This window comes from Streptomyces sp. NPDC024687 (genome assembly GCF_055559055.1).
The window spans coordinates 358,408-378,251 of sequence record NZ_JBVHLJ010000004.1; the positions used below are offsets into that span (position 1 = coordinate 358,408).

Below are 19,844 nucleotides of genomic sequence, written 5' to 3' on the forward strand. Positions count from 1 at the left end.
AGGGGACGACTGTGGCAGACGGCGGCGGGCGACGACGGGCCTACATCGGGTCGTTCACGGCGGCGGGAGGCCCCGGCATCGTGACGGCGGCGGTGACCGCGGACACGGGCGCGCTGAAGGTGCTGAGCGGCCTGAACGGCGTACCCGATCCGTCGTATCTGGCCCTGTCGGCCGACGGGGACGTGCTGTACGCGGTCAGTGAGACGGCCGAGGGCGCGGTGGCCGCGTACCGGGTGACCGGCGACCGGCCCGAACCGGCCGGCCCGCCGGTGACGGTGGACGGGAACACGCCCACGCACCTCGCCGTGCACGCCGGACACGTCCTGACCGCCAACTACGGCTCCGGCAGCGTCACCACCGTGCCGCTGCGCCCCGACGGCTCCCTCGCGGGCGCCCCCTCCGGCGTGCTCCGGCACACCGGCTCGGGCCCGCACGCACCCCGCCAGCAGGGCCCGCACGCCCACCAGGTGCAGCCCGACCCGAGCGGACGCTGGATCGTCAGCGTCGACCTCGGCACGGACTCCGTGCGGGTGTGCACCCTGACGGACGGCACGCTCGACGTGCACCGCGAGATCGCCCTGCGCCCCGGCTCGGGACCGCGCCACCTGGCCTTCCACCCGGACGGCACCCGTGCTTACATCCTCAACGAGCTCACCCCGACCCTCACCGTGTGCCGCTGGGACACCGAGGAGGGCTTGCTGAAGCCCCTGAGCGAGACCCATGTGCTCACGGGCGCCCCTGCGGGCGACGCGTACCCGTCGGGTGTCGTCACGTCCCCCGACGGCCGGTTCGTGTGGACCGCCACCCGGGGCGAGGACGTGCTGTCCACGTTCGCCGTCGAGGGCGACGACCTGCGCCTGGTCGGCACGGTCATCTGCGGCGGCCGCTGGCCCCGCGCCCTCGCGGAGTCCGGCGGATTCCTGTACGTCGCCAACGAGCGCTCCGGCGAGGTGACCTGGTTCGCCGTGGACCCGGCGACCGGCCTGCCCCGGTACGAGGGCTCGATCGAGGTACCGGCCGCGTCCTGCGTGATCTTCGGCTGATCCCGGCCGCCACGCCGAAGGGCCCGCTCCGAGGGACGGAGCGGGCCCTTTCGGTGTCGCGGTCGCGGTGCGCGCGCTCAGCGCACCGGGGCGCCCTGTACCTGCTGCGGGGCGATGCCCAGCGCGGTCGTGTACTTGGCGAGGACGAGCTTGCCGATCGCCGGGTAGGGGCCGAGCGGCTCGGCGGCGGAACAGCCGGCCTCCTTGGCGGCCTCCTCGATCACCGCGGGGTCGATCTCCGGTCCTATCAGGTACGGCGCGAGTGCCAGCTGCTGCGAACCGGAGGACCGCAGCTGATCGGCGATGGACGCGATCGAGCCGTCCTGGTCGAGGGCCGCCGCCATGACCGGCACGGCCAGCCGCGCGGCGAGCAGCATGCCGGTGATCCCGGCCGCCTGCACGGCCTCCTCGCCGCCCACCGCGCCGAGGATGATGCCGTCCGCGGCGGTCGTCACGGCGAACAGCCGAGCGCGGTCGGCGCGGGCCAGCCCGGCCTCCGACAGACGCACGTGCAGCGCCTCGGCGAGCAGCGGGTGCGGGCCCAGCACGTCGGTGAGGTCGGAGGCGATCCGGCTGTCCATGACGGCCTGGCGGATCCGGCGCAGCAGCGAGCTGTCCGGCCCGGCGAGCAGCGGCACGACGACGGCGACGGGACCCTCGGGCTCCCTGACGTCCACGCCGGCGGCCTTGGCCTGCTCGTAACGCGCGGTGCGCTCACCGGCGGTGTGGGCCAGCACGGTCTGGAGCGTGGGGAACTCCGAGTCGTCACCGTCCAGGTACCCGATCCGCGCGTCGAGGCCGGGCAGCTCGGAGCGGGCGATGCTCACGACCTCCTCGGCGAGGCTGCGCGTGGCCGGGCCTGGCGTGCCCGGCACCGCGAGGACGAGCGCGGGCGCGCCCTCGGGAGCCGCCAGCGGCTCGGGTCGGCGGTGCCGCCCGGGCTGGCGAGGTCGCGGCATTCGTACTGGCAGGCCGGACGCGGGTCCAGTGGGGGAGCTCATGGCGACGCATGTTACTGGCTTCCTGGGCTTCCCTGTTCGGGGAGGGTGCAGGTGAGCGGTATCCGTCCGGTTTTGTCTGATGAGTTACGTCCGCTTCAGCCCCTCTTTGGGGTCACGACGTACAACATCGCCTCATCACCCGGCAGGGTGAGTGAACTTCGCGCCAGATCTGTGGCGATCTGTACGGATCCCTCCAACGGTCCGCCCGCCGCCGGGACCCGCCGCGCGTGCGGCAACCGCTGTTCCAGCTCCTCCTCCAGTGGTACGACGAGGGCGGCACCCATCGCGAACAAGCCACCGGTGAGGCTGACATGCGCCTCGCCCCGCGCCGGACAGACCGCGGCCGCGGACTCGGCCATGTGCCGGGCCGCCTCGCGCAGGATCCGCCCGGCCACCGGGTCGCCGTCGGCGCATGCCGCCACGTGGGGCGCGAAGGAGGCGAGTACGGCGGGCCGGTCGGTGCGCGGATAGAGCCGGCCGGGCAGCTCCCGCACCGGTCCGAACGACTCCTCGGCCCGGGCCAGCAACACCGCCGAGCCCCCGGGCCGCCCGTCGTGGGCGCGCAGGGCGGCCTCCAGACCCGCCCGCCCGATCCACGCGCCACTCCCGCAGTCGCCCAACAGATGACCCCAACCGTCCGCCCGCCGCCAGGACGTGAGGTCGGTGCCGATCGCGATGAGACCGGTACCGGCGGCGACGACCGCACCCGGACGCGATCCGAGAGCGCCGGTGTAGGCGGTCACCGCGTCCGCGACGAGCGCGACGGTCCGCACCCCGAACTCCCGCTCCAGCGCGGTGGGAAGATCGGCCCGCAAGGCATCGCCCAGGGTCGCCATACCGGCCGCCCCGACAACGGCGGTGCCGAGCCCGCTCACCCCCGCTTCGGGCAGCAACGCGCGCACCATGGGCACCAACTGCTCCATCAGATGCCCCGGATCGATACCGCGCGGCCCCGTCCGCACCGGCACCCGCGACTCCCGCGGGGCCGTGGTCCCCCGCCCGGGGGCGCCGACGACGACCCGCAGGCCGGAGCCGCCGGAGTCGACGGCGAGGAACCCGTCCCCCGTGCCGGTCCCGTGAAGTGACACGCTCCCCGCCTTCCCGATGACCGGCCGCGCGCTCCGCCCGACCGGCTCGAAGGTCTCGACGGGGAGGAAGGGTAACCCCCGTGGGGCCGCCCGCGCGGGGAGACTTGCCTGGGCATGCGGGGTGTCAGTGGGTGCCAGTAGAGTGACACGCCGTGGCACCACGACCCTTGCACGAACTTGTCGAAGCAGGCTGGGCGAAGGCTCTCGAGCCCGCGGCCGAACGCATTGCCGCCATGGGGGACTTCCTCCGGGCCGAGATAGCGGCGGGCCGGACCTACCTGCCGGCCGGGGCGAATGTCCTGCGGGCCTTCCAGCAGCCCTTCGACGACGTCCGCGTCCTGATCGTCGGTCAGGACCCCTACCCGACGCCGGGAATGGCGATCGGTCTGAGTTTCGCGGTCTCGCCCGAGGTGCGTTCTCTGCCGGGCAGCCTGGAGAACATCTTCCGGGAGATGCATTCCGACCTGGGGCTGCCCCGGCCGTCGAACGGCGATCTGACGCCGTGGACCGAGCAGGGCGTGCTGCTGCTCAACAGGGCGTTGACGACGGCCCCGCGCAAGCCGGCCGCGCACCGCGGCCAGGGCTGGGAGGAGGTCACCGAGCAGGCGATACGTGCACTGGCGGCGCGTGGCAAGCCGCTGGTGTCGATTCTGTGGGGTCGTGACGCGCGTAATCTGCGGCCCCTCCTGGGGGACCTTCCGGCCATTGAGTCCGCTCATCCCTCGCCGATGTCGGCGGACCGCGGATTCTTCGGCTCACGTCCGTTCAGCCGGGCCAACGACCTGCTGCTGCGGCAGGGTGCCCAGCCGGTGGACTGGCGACTGCCGTAGGCCCCCTCCGCCGCGCGGTGGAGAGGGCAGATCCGCCGACCGCGATCAGGTCGCCGTGAATCCGTCGAACGTGGCGCTGCCCTGTCCGTCGGTCCAGCCGTTGGCCGCCGTCATGAAGACCCCGACGTCCTGTGCGGCGGCCGCGCCCGACGGCGTGGCCGCGCCCACCGTCCAGGTGAGGCCGTCCGTGCCGGCCTCACCGGTGTACGAGGCGCCGGACCGGGTCAGCCGCAGCCGTTGGACGGAGTGATCGCCAGGTTCACATGGCCCGCGCTCCCCTGCGTACCGAGGTCATTGCGGAAGAGAGGCCCTCCGGTGCCCAGCCTCCGGTCGCGTCCTGGGACGTGACCGCGATCTGGGTCACGGTCCCGTCCTTGACGGCGATCGCGTCGTCGGCCCGGCCGAACACCGCGTCGTTGTAGGAGACCATGCGGTACGGGTTGCCGACCCTGGCCGCGGCCATCAGCCGTACCGGCGCCTTTCCGCCTTCCCGCCCCGGTGTAGGCCGCTGCCGCGATGACCCGGTCGACCAACTCCGTAGGCGCAACCGCCAGAGAGACGGCAGCGGTGCGCGGTGTCAGGCGCGGATGACCTCCACGCCGGCCGACGTGAACGACTCGGTCAGTTCGTCGGAGGCGGCCTTGTCGGTCACCAGAACGTCGATGTCGGTCACCGGGCAGATCCGGGCGAAGGCCCGCCTGTTCAGTTTGGTGGAGTCGGCGACCGCGACGACCTGCTGCGCGCGGCGGGCCAGGGCCCGGTTGATGCTGGCCTCGCCCTCGTGGTGGGCGGTCGCCCCGTGGGCCACATCGATGGCGTCCACGCCGAGGAAGACCTGGTCCAGCGCGATCTCCGCGAGCAGTTCCGTGGCCAGCGGTCCGATCAGCTCGTAGGACGCCGGCCGTGCCACCCCGCCGGTCACCACCAGCTTGACGTGGCGCCGTACGACCAGCTCGTTGGCGATGTTCAGCGCGTTGGTCACCACGGTGACCGCCGTCTCCGCGCCGCCGGAACTCAGGTCCGCGCGGGTGGCCAGCGCCCGCGCGACCTCGGTGGTCGTGGTGCCGCCGTTCAGCCCCACCACGGCACCGGCCTTCACCAGAGCGGCGGCCGCGTGCGCGATCCGCTCCTTCTCCGGAGCGTTGCGCGCGGCCTTGTAGCGCAGCGGCAGATCGTAGGCGACCGCGTTGAGCACGGCTCCGCCGTGTGTGCGGGTGACCATCTGCTGGCGGGCCAGCTCGTCGAGGTCGCGCCTGATGGTCGCGGCGGAGACACCCAACTCCTCGGCAGCCGGCTCGACTTCGATCCGCCCGTCACGCGTCAGCATCTCCAGCAGCGCGCTCCACCGGGCCTGCGGTGCCGCCATGTCTCACAACTCCCTGTCGGTGGGGTGCGCCGCGATGTGCGCAGCACGATGAAACCACAGTGCTTGATTAGGTGTTTTACGACCGTCAAACAAGCAACGCGCTGCACTTTTCGCAAGCCCCGGCACCTGCCGCAGCCGTCACCTGCCGCACGCCGAGAAGGTCGCGGCCAAGCGCGCGGCGGCGCAGTGGGCGAACGCCCGGAATCTGTGAGTGGAGGCGGAACTCGGCGAGATCGGCGGAAAGGACCGAGTGCACACGCTCCCGACACGCGATGGCCGCCGCCGTGACCTCGGCGCTGCAGACCCTGTCGGTCGTCGACGTCGAGAGGTCCGCGTGTCGGCTGCGGTCCCGGCCGACGATCAGTACCCCTACCTCCCCAAGGTCTGTTGGCTCACCCGACCACCGCCGCGCGCACGCACAGCACGTCCGGCAGATGTGAGGCCAACTGCCGCCAGCTATCGCCGTCGTCGGCCGAGGCGTACACCTCGCCGTTGCGGTTGCCGAAGTAGACGCCGGCCGGGTCCGCGTCGTCCGTGCACATCGCGTCCCGCAGCACGGTGCCGTAGTGGTCCTCCTGCGGCAGACCCGAAGTGAGCGGTTCCCAGCTCTTGCCCGCGTCCGCCGTGCGGAAGACCCGGCATCGGCGACCGGCCGGCACGCGGTCCGCGTCGGCGTTGATCGGGAACACGTACGCCGTCTCACCGCGGTGGGGATGGGCGACCGCCGCGAAGCCGAAGGTGGACGGCAGGCCCTCGCCGATGTCCGTCCAGTGCGCCCCCGCGTCGTCGCTTCTGTACACACCCCAGTGGTTCTGGAGGTACAGCCGGTCGGGGTCGGCCGCGTCCCGTGCGACCTTGTGCACGCACTGGCCGAACTCCGGGTTCGGGTCGGGCAGGAACACCGCGGAGACACCGGAGTTGGACGGCTCCCAGCTCGCGCCGCCGTCCCTGGTGCGGAACACCCCCGCCGTGGAGACGGCCACCGTCACCGCGCGCGGGTCCCGCTTGTCGGTCAGGACGGTGTGCAGGCCCTCACCGCCGCCGCCCGGGACCCACTTCGAGCGGGTCGGATGCTCCCACAGGGGCCGGACCAGCTCGAAACTCTCCCCGCGGTCCTCGGAGCGGTACAACGCGGCCGGCTCCGTGCCCGCGTACACCACGTCCGGCTCGGCCGCCGCCGGGTGCAGCTGCCAGACCCGCTCCAGGGAGGCCCCGGTGTCCTTCGGGAACTTCACAGCGGGCTGGGCCGGCTCCGCCCAGGTGCGGCCCAGGTCGTCGGAGTGGAACACCGACGGCCCCCAGTGCGCGCTGTCACCGCCGGCCAGCAGCCGCGGGCGCTCACCCCGCGTGTCGATCGCCACCGAGTACACGGCCTGCGCGTTGAAGTACGGGCTCTCGTCGAACTCCCAGGTGCCGCCGCGCTCGCGCCCGATGAACAGGCCCTTGCGCGTCCCTACGGCAAGCAGCTTCTCGGCCATACCGATCACCTCCGTGACGTCGTTGTCCCAGACACCGGCCAGTCTGCACCCCGCCACTGACAGTCACCTCTGGAAAAGGCTTCACCGCAGGTCAGGGCGGGGATGGTAACCGGCCCCGACGATTGACGGGCAGCTTTCGGCATGATGCGCGCGGCGAGGGGCGGCCGGTGGAACCGTCGTGACGGAGAACTCGCCGTGAGCCGTGAGCATCGAGGGGTGATCTCCCGTATGGGAGGTCGGTCCGGCATGTTCGTGCGCCCGTCGCTCATGAGGAGGATGCCTTCGATGGCGTTCCGTGGTCCGAAGGTCTGGCTGTGGCGCTGGCGGCGCAATCCGCTCCGACGCCGTGCCGACGCCCTCGAGGCGTGGGTCGTGCTCGGTGCCTGGCTGCTCACCGTGGTGGCCGGGGTGCTCGCCGGTCTGGGGGTGAGCCGGGCGGTCGAGCACCAGCTGGCGCTGGAGCGCGTCGAGTGGCGGCCCGTCGTGGCCCGCCTCGCCGACCAGGCGCCGGGCACGGCCGATCCGGGCACGTCGAGCGGTGAACGGGTGTGGGGCGAGGTGGCCTGGACCGGGGCCGACGGTTCGCCGCACAAGGGGCAGGTGCGCGTCGATCCCGGCAGTGCCCAGGGCACGCCGGTCACCGTCTGGACCGATGCCCACGGCCGCCTGATGACCCAGCCCGCCACCGAGGGCCAGGCCCGGATCCGCGCCGGGATGATCGGCGCACTGGTGGGGCTCAGTACCGCGGCCGTCCCCTTTGTGGGGGCCCGCGTCCTGCGCGGCCGCATGGAGCGCCGCCGCCTCGACCAGTGGGACACGGACTGGGCGCACTTCGGACCGTTGTGGGGCGGGAGGCGGGCCGACGGGAGGTAGCACCGGCGCACAGGGCCGCGTGGAGCGAACGATGTCATGGCGCGGTGCTCAGTGCCGTCGGCAACTCCAGCGGCCCGGACTCTCGGTCAGGACGTCAAGGACCCGGTCGTCCCGATCCGGTGTGACCTGCCCGCTCACCACCAGCGCGAGCAGAAACGGCCCCGGCACGGCCTCACTCGCCGCCGGGCAGGGCCCTCCCGAGGATCGCGTCCAGGTCCGCGGCGTCGGGCAGGGTGCCGAAGGCGTGCCCCCAGTCGCCGCCGAGCCGGCTCGCGCAGAACGCGTCGGCGACCGCCGGCGGGGCGTGCCGGACCAGGAGGGAGGCCTGGAGCGTCAGGGCCATGTACTCCACCAGCCGGCGCGCACCCGCCTCGGACGCCGTTACCAGCAGGTCCTTGAGGCGGGCGACGGCCGTGTCCAGGCGGGCGTCCGCCCCCTGGGCCAGGGCGAGTTCGCCGAACAGCGCCTGAGCGGTGTCCGGCTCCCGGCGCAACGCCCGCAGGACGTCGAGGGCGTTGACGTTGCCGGACCCCTCCCAGATCGACAGCAGGGGCGCCTCCCGGTAGTGCCGGGGCATGCCGGAGTCCTCCACGTAGCCGTTGCCGCCGAGGCACTCCAGGGCCTCCGCCGTGAAGGCCGGACCCCGCTTGGTGACCCAGTACTTGCCGACCGCGGTGGCGATACGGCGGAACGCCTGCTCGCCGGTGTCCCCGCGCACGGCCCGGTCGGCGGCGCCCGCCAGCCGTAGCGTGAGGGTGGTCGCGGCCTCGGACTCCAGCGCCAGGTCGGACAGGACGTTGCGCATCAGCGGCTGGTCGATCAGCCGGGCGCCGAACGCGCTGCGGTGCCGGGCGTGGTGACCCGCCTCGACGAGGGTCCTGCGCATCAGGGTCGCCGACATCATCACGCAGTCCAGCCTCGTGCAGTTGACCATCTCGATGATCGTCTTGACGCCCTGGCCCTCGGGTCCGACCAGCCAGGCCACCGTCCCGTCGAACTCGGGCTCGGAGGAGGCGTTCGACCGGTTGCCGAGCTTGTCCTTGAGGCGCTGGATGCGGAAGGTGTTGCGGCTGCCGTCCGGCAGGACGCGCGGGACGAGGAAGCACGACAGCCCGCCGGGCGCCTGCGCCAGCACCAGGAACACATCGCACATCGGCGCCGACGTGAACCACTTGTGCCCGCGCAGCGTGTACACGCCGGGCTCCGCGGTGGGGGTGGCCGTCGTGGTGTTCGTCCGGACGTCGGAGCCGCCCTGCTTCTCGGTCATCCCCATGCCGGCGAGCAGGCCCCGCTTCTCGGTCGGCACCCTGAGCTCCGGCTCGTACTCGCGGCCGGTCAGCAGCGGCTCGTAGACCTTCGCCAGCTCGGGCTCCCTGCGCAGCGCCGGGATCGCCGCGTACGTCATCGACGTCGGACAGCCGTGGCCCGCGTCCGTGTGTCCCCACACCAGGCCGCCCGCCGTGCGTGCGACATGGGCGCCGGTACGGTCCTCCGCCCACGGTGTGCCGGCCAGGCCCTCGGCGACGGCGGTCCGCATCAGGTGGTGCCAGCTCGGATGGAAGTCGACCTCGTCGACCCGATTGCCGTACCGGTCGTGCGTGCGCAGCGCCGGCTCGTGCCGGTTGGCCTGGTCCGCCCACTCCTGGGCCTCGGCACTGCCGGCCCGCAGACCGAGCCGCCTCAGACCCTCCTCGGCCCAGTCGGCGCCCTCGCGGCGCAGCCCTTCCAGCAGGACGGGGTCGTCGGAGGCGTCGTAGGGGGCCAGGGGAGGGGGCTGGTTGGTGACGGCGTGGGTCGCGGTGGCTCGGTCGGGCGCGGGAAGGGAGACCATGGACTCCATGTTGCACGCAGCCTGCGACCGTAGCAATAGTGCAACAAGAGGAAGCCGGTCGTACAGTACGTGACCATGCGGAGGAACGTGTCGGAGCAGCCCGGCGAGGTCGACCTGCGGCCACTGTCCGCCCGGTCGGTCGTGCTGAGCCTGCTGCTCGGCGCGCATCCGCCGGAGATGGCGGTGAAGGACCTGGTCCGCGCGGTGGAGCCGTTCGGGATCGGCGGCTCCACGCTGCGTGCCGCGCTCAGCCGGATGGTCAGCGCCGGTGACCTGCGGCGCGCCGACACCGTCTACGGCCTCAGCGACCGGCTGCTGGCTCGTCAGCGCCGTCAGGACGACTCCGTGCACCCCCGCACGCGCGCGTGGAGCGGCGACTGGGAGATGGTCGTGATCACCGCGACGGGCCGTGGACCGGCCGAACGCGCCGAGATGCGCGCCCGGCTGACCGCCCTGCGGCTCGCCGAACTCCGCGAGGGTGTCTGGCTGCGCCCCGCCAACCTGCTGCGACCGCTCCCCGACGTCCTCGACGGGGTAGCCCAGCGCTACACGGCCCGCCCGGACCGTTCCGGCCCCGAGCTGGCCGCCGCGCTGTGGCCCCTCGACCGCTGGTCGGCCGACTCCCGGGCGCTGCTCGCCCATGTCGCCCGCGCGGACCGGCCCGCGGACCGGCTCGCCGGCTTCGCGGCGGTCGTACGGCAGCTGCTGACCGATCCGGTGCTGCCGCCCGGCCTCCTGCCGCCCGACTGGCCGGGCGCGCGGTTGCGCTCCGCGTACGCGGCCTATCAGCGGGAACTGGCGGACACCGTGCCCCAGCACCAGCTCCGCACATGACACGGCGGCCGTGCGAAGCGCCGTGCGGTGACGCTTCGTACGGCCGCCTTCAGCAGCCGAGCGGCTACTTGTAGGTGATGTCCGAGGCCGCGTACTTGCAGTACGTACCGTCAGGTCCGGAGCCGTTCGTGGTCGGCTCCTTGCCCGAGTTGTTCCCGATGTACTTCTGGCACGGGATGATCTTCTTGCTGGAGTCGCCCACGATCGTGATCTTCTTCAGGGTCGCGCTGTCGCCGTAGTTGGTGTTGATGCCGACGAGCTTGTTGCCCGAGTAGGTCGCCTCGATGGTGTTGAGGTTGATCGTCCGCTTGTACTGCGTCGAGCAGTTGCCGCAGGACCGCACGAAGGTGCCGAAGTTCTGCACCGCGAAGTTGGAGACGTTGAGCGTCCCGGCGCCGTTGAACTGGAACACCTTGTCGCTGGCCGACCGCGCGCCACCGCCGGAGACGGTGTACACGTTCGACGACGAGGAGCCTCGGAACGTCGCCGCGTCCTCGCCGACGTCCTCCCACCACACGTTCTGCAGCGTGCAGCTGCCCGCGCAGTGGATGCCGTCGGCGGCGGGAGCCCCGATGATGACGTTCTTCAGGACGGTCCCGGCGGCCAGGTTCAGGATCGGCCCCTGGTCCTCGTCCTGGTTGTCGCTGCCTAGGTCGCCCGTGCCGTACAGGCGCTTCATCCCGTAGTCCTTGGTGCCGGACAGCTGGATGGTCGAGGAGACCCCCTGGCTGCCGTTCGCGGTCGGCCAGGTGGCGGCGCTGGCCGTCGGCGCATTGAGTGTCATGATCATGCCAACCGAGAGGCCGAGTGCGGCCATGGCTCCGGTCAGCGCGCGCCTGCGCGCGCGTGGACGTGCCGAAGAAGTCATGTCCCGAATCCTTCTTCCATGCTGGGGGTGGATGTGTGGGGGTGTCAGAGCTTTCCGGCGCCCGCGCCGCCCGTCACCGAGGTGACGACGGAGGAGGCGGGCTCGGCGGTGTAGCTGTACGGAGCGGTGGTGAAGGTGCCGACCTGGGAGATCTCGGTGGCGGCTCCACCGAGGTCGTTGCCGCGCAGGTTGGCGTAGCCGTCCACGTCACTGTTCCGGTTCGTGGTGACAGCGACTCCGGTGCTCCGGAAGACGTTGTTCTCCACGAGCATCTGGGCGCCCATGCGCGAGTGCACCGCGGTCTCGGCGCCGACGACGTAGTTGTCGTAGAAGTGCCCGGTGCCGAAGCGCAGACTGGGGATGCGCGAGTTGACGTTGTTGAACCAGTTGTGGTGGTACGTCACCTTCAAGTGGCCGGTGTCCTGGCTCGCGTTGTTGTCGCTGTGGCCGACGAGCGAGCCCTTGAAGTGGTCCTTGAAGGTGTTCCAGGACACCGTGACGTTGTCGGAGCCGTGGTTGATGTCCAGCAGCCCGTCGTAGTAGTCCTTGTCGTGATCTCGGTCCGCCGAGAAGGAGTTGTGGTCGATCCACACCTTCGTCGAGGCCTGCACCTCGATGCCGTCGGCCGGCGCGAGGGGCTTGCTGATGTTCAGGTTGCGGACCACGACGTTCGTGACCTTCTTCAGCCGCAGTCCGCCGCCGGTGAACCCGGACGACGAACCGACACCCAGCACCGTGGTGTTGGAGCCGACATCGACCGAGCCGCTCAGCGAGATCAGGCCGTTGACCTTGACGACCTTCGCCGTGCTGCCGGTGACGGCCGTCTTGAAGGCGCTCAGCGTGGAGACGGTGACCGCGGAGGCGCTGCCGCCGCCGGTCGTTCCGGCGCCGAAACCGATGGGGGAGGTCTCGGCGGCCGCGGCCGACTGAGGGACGGCCAGCGCGGCCGCCGTCGCGAGCGCGACCGCACCGGCGGCAAGAGCGGATCTTTGCGCTTGTGTACGTGGGGGGCGAGTACGCATGCGGGTGCGTCCCTTCGTGGCGCCTGCCTGACGCCTGGTTGGTCATATACGTGAAAGCTGTTCTCCATGTTGAATCGTGTATGCAGCGCAGAGCCGCAATGTGTGACCCAGGTGGAGTGGGTCGATCACATCGCTGAACGGAACGTAGAGGGTAAGCGCTTTCTGGTCAACGCTTTGCGCAGAAGACATTCGGTCGCCCAGGTGGGGGAGGCGGCGGTGGGGGCGAGCGAATTCTTTCGACGTGTGGGAGCGCTTCCATGGCGGCCATGTGCATGCCACGATGCTCGCCGGACGCTTCCCTTCCGCGGGATTTCCGAGGACCTCCGAGAGCTTCCGAGAGGGTGAGTCGGTGGCGACTCCACACATGCGTACGTCTGTCGGCGGCTCGGTGCTCACCTTGCTCGCTCCGGGATTGCCGTCGCTCGCTCCCGGGCCTGCGGTCGCGGGCGACCGGGCCGACCCGCTGCCGGAGTTCTTCGGCTGGATCTCCGCCGACCCGCTGAACGACCCCGATCGGGACACCGGCCGGCCGATCGTCTCCGTGAAGGGCCCGGCTGTCTTCCGGTACAGGTATCGCCGGCACGTCCACATGGCAACCTCGGACCCCGCCGGCGCGTGGAGCCTCGCCCATGCGAGCCTCGTCGGCTGGTGGCAGGCGGCCGAGGCGCCCCTGACCCCCTTGGGTACTCACCCGGACACGGCGGCCGGTATGCGGCCGTGCCCCGGGGCTTCCCCATCGCACGCAAGAAGCCGCGGTCCAGGCGCGGAACCAGCGGCGCCAGTCGGAGTCGGTCGCCAGGGCCTCCACCAGCGTCAGGCAATTTGCGGTCCCGGCGACGCGGTACACGTGGCTCACCTCGAACAGGCCGAAGCGGTTGTGCTCGGTCGGCACGATCTCCCGACACGTCGAGCTGTCTCACCTACTCCCAACTGCCGCGGCGACTCGCCCCGTTGACCCAGATCAACTCATTCTGCCGATCCTTCCGAAAGAGAGGGGCAAGGACGTGTCCACCACCTCCAGGAGACCGCTGAGTTCCGTACTGCCGACCCTGCTGGCCTTACTCGCGGCGGCGCTCTTCGCCGCCGTTCCCACCGCATCGGCCCGCACGGAGGCCGTCCCCACGGCGACCCTCACCGAGGTCACCGGCTTCGGTGCCAATCCCAGCAACCTCCAGATGTACCTGTACGTGCCGCAGAACGTCACCGCGCACCCGGCGGTCGTCGTCGCCGTGCACTACTGCACCGGCTCGGGCCCGGCCATGTACAACGGCACCGAGTGGGCCCAACTGGCCGACACCTACGGCTTCGTGGTGATCTACCCCTCGGTCACCCGGTCCAGCAAGTGCTTCGACGTGTCCTCCCCGCAGGCGCTGAAGCGGGGCGGCGGCAGCGACCCCGTCGGCATCAAGTCGATGATCGACTGGACCGTGAACAGCTACTCCGCCGACACCGGCAGGATCTACGCCACCGGCATCTCCTCCGGCGCGATGATGACGAACGTCCTGCTGGGCGACTACCCGGACGTGTTCGCGGCGGGCGCGGCGTTCTCCGGCGTCCCCTTCGGCTGCTTCGCGACGACGGACGGCTCCGAGTGGAACAGCGCCTGCTCGGGCGGCACCATCACCCACACCCCGCAGGAGTGGGGTGACCTGGTCCGCGCCGCCTACCCCGGCTACACCGGCCCCCGGCCGCGCATGCAGGTGTGGCACGGCACCGAGGACGACGTGCTGCGCTACCCGAACTTCGGCGAGGAGATCAAGGAGTGGACGAACGTCCTCGGCGTCAGCCAGACGCCCGCCGCCACCGACTCGCCCGTCTCCGGCTGGACCCGCACCCGTTACGGCGCCACCGGTGACCGCGCCCCCGTCGAGGCGATCAGCCTCCAGGGCGTCGGCCACAACCTGTACAGCTGGGGCATGGCCGACCGCGCCCTGACCTTCTTCGGCCTGAACGCCGGCGGCCCCGCGCCCGAGCCCCAGCCCCAACCCGGCGCCTGCAAGGTGACGGCCACGACGAACGCCTGGAACACCGGCCTGACCGCATCGGTCACTGTCACCAACACGGGCACGACGACGGTCAACGGCTGGAAGCTGGCCTTCACCCTCCCCGCCGGACAGACCGTCACCAACGGCTGGGGTGCCACCTACACCCCGTCCTCCGGGGCGGTGACGGCGACGAACGCGACGTACAACGGCACGCTGGCGCCGAACGCGAGCGTCAGCATCGGCTATCAGGCGAACCACAGCGGGAACAGCGCGGCTCCGGCTGGCTTCACTCTCAACGGAGCGACCTGCACATCGAGTTGAGGACTCACCGGCCATCGCGGTCCTCCGGCGGGGCATTCCGGCGCAGTGCACGGGCGTCCCGCCGGACGGCGTGCCGCTTGCCGCGCCCAGGATGTCCAGGACGATTCGCGGCTCCATGCTCGGGGCCTCCTCCGAGAGGGAGGGCGATCGAACCGAGCGCGAGCCGCAGGCAGGATGGCAGGTGTCTCAGGCCGACCACCCTGAACCGACGGTGATCAACTGAGGCCCTGCCGGCGTGCAGGCCGCGTGTGAAGTTGTCGCGATTGACGCGCCGTCGATCCGCTCGGCGGACGCGCCCGAAAGGGATGCCGGACCCATTCCCCTACGGAATCGGCGTCACACGGACCGGTGGTACTGGTCCGGCACCCGCACCTCCCCGCCCAGCTCGCGTGCCGCATGCCGGACCCAGGACGGGTTCCGCAGCAGCTCGCGGCCCAGCAGCACCGCGTCCGCCTCGCCGTTGGAGAGGATCTTCTCGGCCTGTTCGGTGTCCGTGATGAGGCCGACCGCGGCGACCGGGAGGGTGGTCTCCGCCTTGACGCGGGCGGCGAAGGGGACCTGGTAACCGGGTTCGACCGGGATGCGGACGCCGGACGCGTTGCCGCCGCTGGAGACGTCCAGGAGGTCGATGCCGTGGGCCTGGAGGTCGTGGGCGAAGCGGACGGTGTCGTCCGGGGTCCAGCCGCCCTCCTCCAGCCAGTCGGTCGCCGAGATGCGGAAGAAGAGGGGCTTGTCGTCGGGCCAGATCTCGCGCACCGCGTCGACGACCTCGAGCGCGAAGCGGGTGCGGTTCTCGTACGAGCCGCCGTACTCGTCGGTGCGGTGATTGCTGTGCGGGGAGAGGAAGTTGCCGATGAGATAGCCGTGGGCGCCGTGGATCTCGGCGACTTCGAAACCGGCGGCGAGCGCGCGACGGGCCGCGTCCGCGAACTGACCGACCACCTCGGCGATCTGATTGGACGTCAGCTCTGTGGGGACGGGGTGCCTCTCGTCGTAGGCCAGCGCACTCGGGCCCAGCGGCTGCCAGCCCCCCGCGTCCGGGGCGAGCGGCGCGCCGCCCTTCCACGGCTGGTCGGTGGACGCCTTGCGGCCTGCGTGGGCGAGCTGGATTCCCGGCACCGTGCCCTGGGAGACCAGGAAGCGGGTGATGCGGCGGAACGCCTCGACCTGGGTGTCGTTCCAGATGCCGAGGTCGTAGGGGGAGATGCAGCCCTCGGGGCTGACGCCGGTGGCCTCGACGATGATCAGGCCCGTCCCGCCGGCCGCGCGGGCCGCGTAGTGCGCGAAGTGCCAGTCGTCGGGGGCGCCGATCCCGGGGCCGTCCGGAGCGGCCGAGTACTGGCACATCGGCGGCATCCACACCCGGTTCGGGATCGTCACGTCGCGGAGGGTGAAGGGCTCGAAGAGTGCGCTCACGGCGGGTTCCAATCGTCACGGGACCGGTGCTGGTCGACTCGTACGATAGGCATCGTAGTACGTCGGATGTCAAACTACGAGAGGTCTCGTACAATGGGGGTCCCCGAGGGCCGGTCCCGAGTCGGCAGAGCCCCGGGAAGCCTGGAGAAGTGGAGCCGCCGTGACCTCCCCTGCCGTCAGCAGTCGTACCCTTCCGCACCCGGAGCGCGGCGAGATCCGGCTGGAGGGCGTCCTGCACGCCCTCTCCGACCCGATGCGCCTGCGGATCGTGCGAGAGCTCGCCGCGGTCAGCGACGAGCTCTCCTGTTCGCACTTCGATCTGCCCGTCACCAAGTCGACGACCACCCACCACTTCCGGGTGCTGCGCGAGAGCGGAGTGATCCGGCAGGTCTACCGGGGCACGGCCAAGATGAACGGTCTGCGCCGGGACGACCTAGACGATCTCTTCCCGGGGCTTCTCGACAGCCTCCTCGACGCCGCCACCCGCCAGGCCGTCCGGGTCGGGAGCGCCTGACGCGGTCTTCGAGGGCAGGTGGTTGAAGAGCAGGTTCAGCACGATCGCCGTCAGGCAGCCCGCGCTGATGCCGCTGTTCATCACCGTCTGGAACCAGTCGGGGAACTTCTCGTAGATCGTCGGCACGCCGACCGGCAGCACGCCCATGGCCACCGAGACGGCCACCACCGTCAGGTTGTGGTTGCCCTTGAAGTCCACCTGGGTCAGGGTCCGCAGGCCGCTCGCCGCGACCGTACCGAACATCACCAGGCCCGCCCCACCGAGCACCGGCGCGGGTACCGCCGCGACCACCGCGCCCAGCTTGGGCAGCAGGCCCAGCAGGACCAGGATGCCGCCGGCCGTGGCGACGACCCAGCGGCTACGCACCCTGGTCATGCCGACGAGGCCCACGTTCTGGGCGTAGGCCGTGTAGGGGAAGGTGTTGAAGACGCCGCCGAGCACGGTCGACAGGCCGTCGGCGCGCAGGCCGTCCGAGAGGGAACGCGGCTCGACCCCGCGATCCGCCATCTCGCCGACCGCGATCAGGTCGCCGGTCGTCTCGGTCATCGTCACCAGCGCCACGACCAGCATCGACACGATCGCCGAGAACTCGAAGGTGGGCGCCCCGAAGTGGAACGGCGTGCTGATCCCGACCCAGTCCGCGTCCCCGACCCCGTCGAAGTCCGTGAACCCGAAGGGAAGGGCCACCACCAGACCCACCACGATGCCGATCAGTACCGCGATCCGGCTCAGGAACGCCGGCGCGAACCGCTGCACCCCCAGCACCACCGCCAGGACGAACACGGCCAGCGCGATGTTCTTCGGCGCGCCGAAGTCGGCCGACCCGACGCCGCCCGCCACCCAGTTGCCCGCGACGGGCAGCAGGGAGATGCCGATGATCAGGATCACCGTGCCTGTGACCAGCGGCGGGAAGAAGCGGAGCAGCTTGCCGAAGACCGGTGCGAGCAGCATGATCGCGAGACCCGCGACGATCACCGAGCCGTAGATCGCCGGGAGTCCGCCGCCCGTCGTGCCGATCAGGACCATCGGGGACACGGCCGCGAAGGTACAGCCCTGCATGATCGGGAGCCGTACGCCGAAGCGCCAGAAGCCGACGCACTGGATGAGTGTGGCGATGCCGCACACCAGTAGATCGGCGGTGATCAGATATGCCAGGTCCGCCGGAGACAGCTTCATCGCGCCGCCGACGATCAGGGGAACGGCCACGGCGCCCGCGTACATCGCGAGGACGTGCTGGAGGCCGAAGGCGGCGAGCTGCCGTACCGGGGGTACTTCGTCCACGGGATGCACAGCGGTGGTTTGAGCCATGTCCGAGACCGTAAACGTGTTGAACAGTTTGTTGATTGCGGGGGTGTTGCCGGTTCGTTGCCAGGTGCGGGTCAGGGCGGTGCACGCGCCCTAAGAAGCAGTGCCGTGCACCGCGTTCATCAGGGACTGCCAGTCCGGGAGCTTCACCACACCCCGGCCCAGTGACGCGCCGAGCTGTGCCTCCGCTCGTTCGATGGCGCACCAGCCCGCCCACTCCACCACTTCGGCCGCGGCTGCCCGCAGTGCGTCGAGCGGGTCCTCGCGCAGTTCGTTGTGTACGAGCGTGGGGGCGTCCTCGAGCAGCGAGGTCACCGTCTCCTTGGCGTCCGGGCGGTTGGTGCCGATCACGCCTGTCGGGCCGCGCTTGATCCAGCCGGCCACGTACTCTCCCGGGACCGCGGAACCGCCCTGCACGACACGGCCGTCGACGTTGGGCACCGTGCCGCTCTCCGCGTCGAACGGCAGCCCCTGCACCGGCATCCCCCGGTAGCCCACCGAGCGCAGCACCAACTGTGCCTCGATCTCCTCGAATTCACCCGTGCCGCGCACGCCGCCATGCCCGTCCGGCACCGTCCTTTCGAAGCGGACCGCGCCCACGCGGCCGCCGTCGGCGAGGAGTTCGACCGGACGCAGGAAGAAGCGCAGCGAGATCCTGCGGGAGGACGGCCGTGACTCCGCGGCCGCCCAGCCGCGCAGCACCTCCACGTTGCGGCGCTGCGGTGCCGGCAGGGGAGCGGGGTCGAGGAACGCCGGGTCCAGCGCCAACTCCTCCGGCTGGACGGCCACTTCGGTGTCCGGCAGTGAACCCAGCTCGCGCAGCTCCTTGGTGGTGAAGCGGGCCTGGGAAGGGCCCCGCCGGCCCACCATGTGGACCTGCGTCACCCGGCTGGCCGCCAGCGCGGTGAGTGCCGGATGCGGGATGTCGGTCGGGCTGAGCTCGGTCGTCCCGCGCGCCAGCATCCGCGTCACGTCCACGGCGACGTTGCCCACACCGATGACCACCGCCGACCGGGCGCCGGCCACGAAACCGTCGGCCGTGGAGTCGGGATGCGCGCTGTACCAGGACACGAACTCCGTCGCCGACCAGCTGCCCGGCAGCTCCTCGCCCGGGATCCCGAGATGCCGGTCGGTCGCGGCGCCCACGCAGTACACGACGGCGTGGTACAGCTCGCGCAGCCGTGCGGCCGGCATCCCGCCGGGGCCGACCTCCACACCGCCGAGGAACCGCACCCGCTCGTGCTCCAGGACGGCCCGCAGGTTGTTCTGGAGCGATTTGATCTTCTCGTGGTCCGGTGCCACGCCGTAGCGCACCAGGCCGTACGGGCACGGCAGCCGGTCCAGGACGTCGACGAGCACGTCCGGGTCCTCCTGGACGAGGCTCTGGGCGGTGTAGCACCCGCTGGGCCCGGAGCCGACGACGGCGACACGCATGTTTCCAGGATCGCACCGCCACCGCTCCGCTGACAGGGTGCTGCGCGCGGCATGCGCACGCGTGTCCGTCAGTAGAGGGTGTGATCATGCGGTTACGTTGCGTGTGTGCTAGAAGCATCCTTTCTTAATCTTTCTGATCGTTGTCCGACGGACGGCAGCGTGTCCGTGTGGCCCGCGTGGGAAGTGCGGGAGGACGGGGGCACGATGACGTGGTTCCACGTCCGGCTCGCCTTCACCGACGGTGCCCGGGTGGACACGCTCGCGGTGGTGGCCGAGGGCGGCGTGTCCCTGGAGGACGTACGGGCACAGCCGGCGCTGTCGCTCGAGGACCTGGGCGCCCTCGGCGACTGGATCGAGGGCCCGCTGTTCGAGGCCTGTGGAGTGGCGCCTCCCGGCGCCGCGGAGCAGGTGGGCAGCCGTGCCCGGCCCGCCTGGCCGCGTGGCATGGAAGGGCGCCGGCTGATCGCCGAGGAGTACCGGGCCGCCCAGGAGGACGGCGTCGACCCGGTCCTCGCCGTGATGTGCGCGACCGGGCACAGCCGCCGCAGGTCGCTCCGGCTCATCTCCCAGGCGCGCGACGCGGGATTCCTGACGCCACGTCACGCGCGGCGCTGAACTGCCGAGTTCGCTGGAGC

At 71.2% G+C, this 19,844-nt stretch carries 19 protein-coding genes; 7 read left to right on the top strand and 12 right to left on the bottom strand.

From position 1 onward, the window contains the following. Positions 1-11 precede the first annotated feature (11 nt). On the top strand, positions 12-1,043 hold the full coding sequence (locus tag ACZ39I_RS18295) for a lactonase family protein (RefSeq protein ID WP_467245385.1): 1,032 nt from the start codon (positions 12-14) through the stop codon (positions 1,041-1,043). Between the two features lie 77 nt (positions 1,044-1,120). Here the strand turns inward: ACZ39I_RS18295 and ACZ39I_RS18300 are convergent, their stop codons facing one another. Together ACZ39I_RS18300 and ACZ39I_RS18305 are read right to left on the bottom strand one after the other, a co-directional pair. Beyond that, positions 1,121-2,044: a sirohydrochlorin chelatase gene (locus ACZ39I_RS18300; protein WP_467245386.1), complete on the bottom strand. Its 924-nt coding sequence runs from the start codon at positions 2,042-2,044 to the stop codon at positions 1,121-1,123. 95 nt (positions 2,045-2,139) lie between these two features. Beyond that, entirely contained in the window at positions 2,140-3,132 is a 993-nt protein-coding gene (locus tag ACZ39I_RS18305) for an N-acetylglucosamine kinase (RefSeq protein ID WP_467245387.1), read from the bottom strand. A gap of 152 nt (positions 3,133-3,284) precedes the next feature. On the opposite strand from ACZ39I_RS18305, the gene ACZ39I_RS18310 reads away from it, so the two are divergent. Next, a complete protein-coding gene (locus tag ACZ39I_RS18310) occupies positions 3,285-3,962 on the top strand; it encodes a uracil-DNA glycosylase (RefSeq protein WP_467245388.1) in 678 nt (225 codons plus the stop codon). A gap of 45 nt (positions 3,963-4,007) precedes the next feature. Here the strand turns inward: ACZ39I_RS18310 and ACZ39I_RS18315 are convergent, their stop codons facing one another. From ACZ39I_RS18315 to ACZ39I_RS18330, 4 genes are all read right to left on the bottom strand, one after another. Next, on the bottom strand, positions 4,008-4,130 hold the full coding sequence (locus tag ACZ39I_RS18315) for a hypothetical protein (RefSeq protein ID WP_467245389.1): 123 nt from the start codon (positions 4,128-4,130) through the stop codon (positions 4,008-4,010). Positions 4,131-4,221: 91 nt separating this feature from the next. Next, positions 4,222-4,425 (bottom strand): hypothetical protein, encoded by a 204-nt coding sequence (locus tag ACZ39I_RS18320; protein ID WP_467245390.1) that lies wholly within the window; start codon positions 4,423-4,425, stop codon positions 4,222-4,224. 114 nt (positions 4,426-4,539) lie between these two features. Next, complete coding sequence (locus ACZ39I_RS18325; protein WP_467245391.1) at positions 4,540-5,328, bottom strand: DeoR/GlpR family DNA-binding transcription regulator; 789 nt, start codon at positions 5,326-5,328, stop codon at positions 4,540-4,542. Between the two features lie 392 nt (positions 5,329-5,720). Further along, positions 5,721-6,806, bottom strand: coding sequence for a WD40/YVTN/BNR-like repeat-containing protein (locus tag ACZ39I_RS18330; RefSeq protein WP_451474550.1), 1,086 nt, complete (start codon positions 6,804-6,806; stop codon positions 5,721-5,723). 285 nt (positions 6,807-7,091) lie between these two features. Between ACZ39I_RS18330 and ACZ39I_RS18335 the strand changes: the two genes are divergently transcribed. Continuing rightward, complete coding sequence (locus ACZ39I_RS18335) at positions 7,092-7,679, top strand: Rv1733c family protein (protein ID WP_467245392.1); 588 nt, start codon at positions 7,092-7,094, stop codon at positions 7,677-7,679. A gap of 172 nt (positions 7,680-7,851) precedes the next feature. Here the strand turns inward: ACZ39I_RS18335 and ACZ39I_RS18340 are convergent, their stop codons facing one another. Further along, a complete protein-coding gene (locus ACZ39I_RS18340) occupies positions 7,852-9,510 on the bottom strand; it encodes an acyl-CoA dehydrogenase family protein (RefSeq protein WP_467245393.1) in 1,659 nt (552 codons plus the stop codon). A gap of 75 nt (positions 9,511-9,585) precedes the next feature. Here ACZ39I_RS18340 and ACZ39I_RS18345 point away from each other — a divergent pair, with 75 nt between their 5' ends. Next, on the top strand, positions 9,586-10,344 hold the full coding sequence (locus tag ACZ39I_RS18345) for a PaaX family transcriptional regulator C-terminal domain-containing protein (protein ID WP_467245394.1): 759 nt from the start codon (positions 9,586-9,588) through the stop codon (positions 10,342-10,344). A 64-nt stretch (positions 10,345-10,408) separates the two neighbouring features. On the opposite strand, the gene ACZ39I_RS18350 is transcribed toward ACZ39I_RS18345, so the two are convergent. Beyond that, the gene (locus ACZ39I_RS18350; protein WP_467245395.1) at positions 10,409-11,212 is read right to left on the bottom strand and encodes a pectate lyase; all 804 of its coding nucleotides are present in this window, start codon (positions 11,210-11,212) and stop codon (positions 10,409-10,411) included. A gap of 44 nt (positions 11,213-11,256) precedes the next feature. Then, complete coding sequence (locus tag ACZ39I_RS18355) at positions 11,257-12,234, bottom strand: pectate lyase family protein (protein ID WP_467245396.1); 978 nt, start codon at positions 12,232-12,234, stop codon at positions 11,257-11,259. A gap of 1,004 nt (positions 12,235-13,238) precedes the next feature. On the opposite strand from ACZ39I_RS18355, the gene ACZ39I_RS18360 reads away from it, so the two are divergent. Further along, positions 13,239-14,540 carry an extracellular catalytic domain type 1 short-chain-length polyhydroxyalkanoate depolymerase gene (locus ACZ39I_RS18360; RefSeq protein WP_467245397.1) on the top strand — a complete coding sequence of 434 codons (1,302 nt, stop codon included), beginning with the start codon at positions 13,239-13,241 and terminating at the stop codon, positions 14,538-14,540. 336 nt (positions 14,541-14,876) lie between these two features. Here the strand turns inward: ACZ39I_RS18360 and ACZ39I_RS18365 are convergent, their stop codons facing one another. Next, complete coding sequence (locus tag ACZ39I_RS18365) at positions 14,877-15,956, bottom strand: NADH:flavin oxidoreductase/NADH oxidase (RefSeq protein WP_467245398.1); 1,080 nt, start codon at positions 15,954-15,956, stop codon at positions 14,877-14,879. Positions 15,957-16,116: 160 nt separating this feature from the next. On the opposite strand from ACZ39I_RS18365, the gene ACZ39I_RS18370 reads away from it, so the two are divergent. Beyond that, on the top strand, positions 16,117-16,470 hold the full coding sequence (locus tag ACZ39I_RS18370; protein WP_467245399.1) for an ArsR/SmtB family transcription factor: 354 nt from the start codon (positions 16,117-16,119) through the stop codon (positions 16,468-16,470). On the opposite strand, the gene ACZ39I_RS18375 is transcribed toward ACZ39I_RS18370, so the two are convergent. Both ACZ39I_RS18375 and ACZ39I_RS18380 read right to left on the bottom strand, forming a co-directional pair. Next, positions 16,390-17,778: a nucleobase:cation symporter-2 family protein gene (locus tag ACZ39I_RS18375; protein ID WP_467245400.1), complete on the bottom strand. Its 1,389-nt coding sequence runs from the start codon at positions 17,776-17,778 to the stop codon at positions 16,390-16,392. The two genes, ACZ39I_RS18370 and ACZ39I_RS18375, sit on opposite strands and share 81 nt — an antisense overlap. Before the next feature lie 90 nt (positions 17,779-17,868). Further along, the gene (locus ACZ39I_RS18380; protein ID WP_467245401.1) at positions 17,869-19,209 is read right to left on the bottom strand and encodes an FAD-dependent oxidoreductase; all 1,341 of its coding nucleotides are present in this window, start codon (positions 19,207-19,209) and stop codon (positions 17,869-17,871) included. A 159-nt stretch (positions 19,210-19,368) separates the two neighbouring features. Between ACZ39I_RS18380 and ACZ39I_RS18385 the strand changes: the two genes are divergently transcribed. After that, positions 19,369-19,824: a DUF6214 family protein gene (locus ACZ39I_RS18385; protein WP_467245402.1), complete on the top strand. Its 456-nt coding sequence runs from the start codon at positions 19,369-19,371 to the stop codon at positions 19,822-19,824. Positions 19,825-19,844: the final 20 nt, after the last annotated feature.

Coding starts and splice junctions, on each gene's coding strand:
- ACZ39I_RS18300 (WP_467245386.1), bottom strand. CDS start 2,044: ATGAGCTCCCCCACTGGACCCGCGTCCGGCCTGCCAGTACGAATGCCG.
- ACZ39I_RS18320 (WP_467245390.1), bottom strand. CDS start 4,425: ATGGCCGCGGCCAGGGTCGGCAACCCGTACCGCATGGTCTCCTACAAC.
- ACZ39I_RS18325 (WP_467245391.1), bottom strand. CDS start 5,328: ATGGCGGCACCGCAGGCCCGGTGGAGCGCGCTGCTGGAGATGCTGACG.
- ACZ39I_RS18330 (WP_451474550.1), bottom strand. CDS start 6,806: ATGGCCGAGAAGCTGCTTGCCGTAGGGACGCGCAAGGGCCTGTTCATC.
- ACZ39I_RS18335 (WP_467245392.1), top strand. CDS start 7,092: ATGGCGTTCCGTGGTCCGAAGGTCTGGCTGTGGCGCTGGCGGCGCAAT.
- ACZ39I_RS18340 (WP_467245393.1), bottom strand. CDS start 9,510: ATGGTCTCCCTTCCCGCGCCCGACCGAGCCACCGCGACCCACGCCGTC.
- ACZ39I_RS18345 (WP_467245394.1), top strand. CDS start 9,586: ATGCGGAGGAACGTGTCGGAGCAGCCCGGCGAGGTCGACCTGCGGCCA.
- ACZ39I_RS18350 (WP_467245395.1), bottom strand. CDS start 11,212: ATGACTTCTTCGGCACGTCCACGCGCGCGCAGGCGCGCGCTGACCGGA.
- ACZ39I_RS18355 (WP_467245396.1), bottom strand. CDS start 12,234: ATGCGTACTCGCCCCCCACGTACACAAGCGCAAAGATCCGCTCTTGCC.
- ACZ39I_RS18375 (WP_467245400.1), bottom strand. CDS start 17,778: ATGGCTCAAACCACCGCTGTGCATCCCGTGGACGAAGTACCCCCGGTA.
- ACZ39I_RS18380 (WP_467245401.1), bottom strand. CDS start 19,209: ATGCGTGTCGCCGTCGTCGGCTCCGGGCCCAGCGGGTGCTACACCGCC.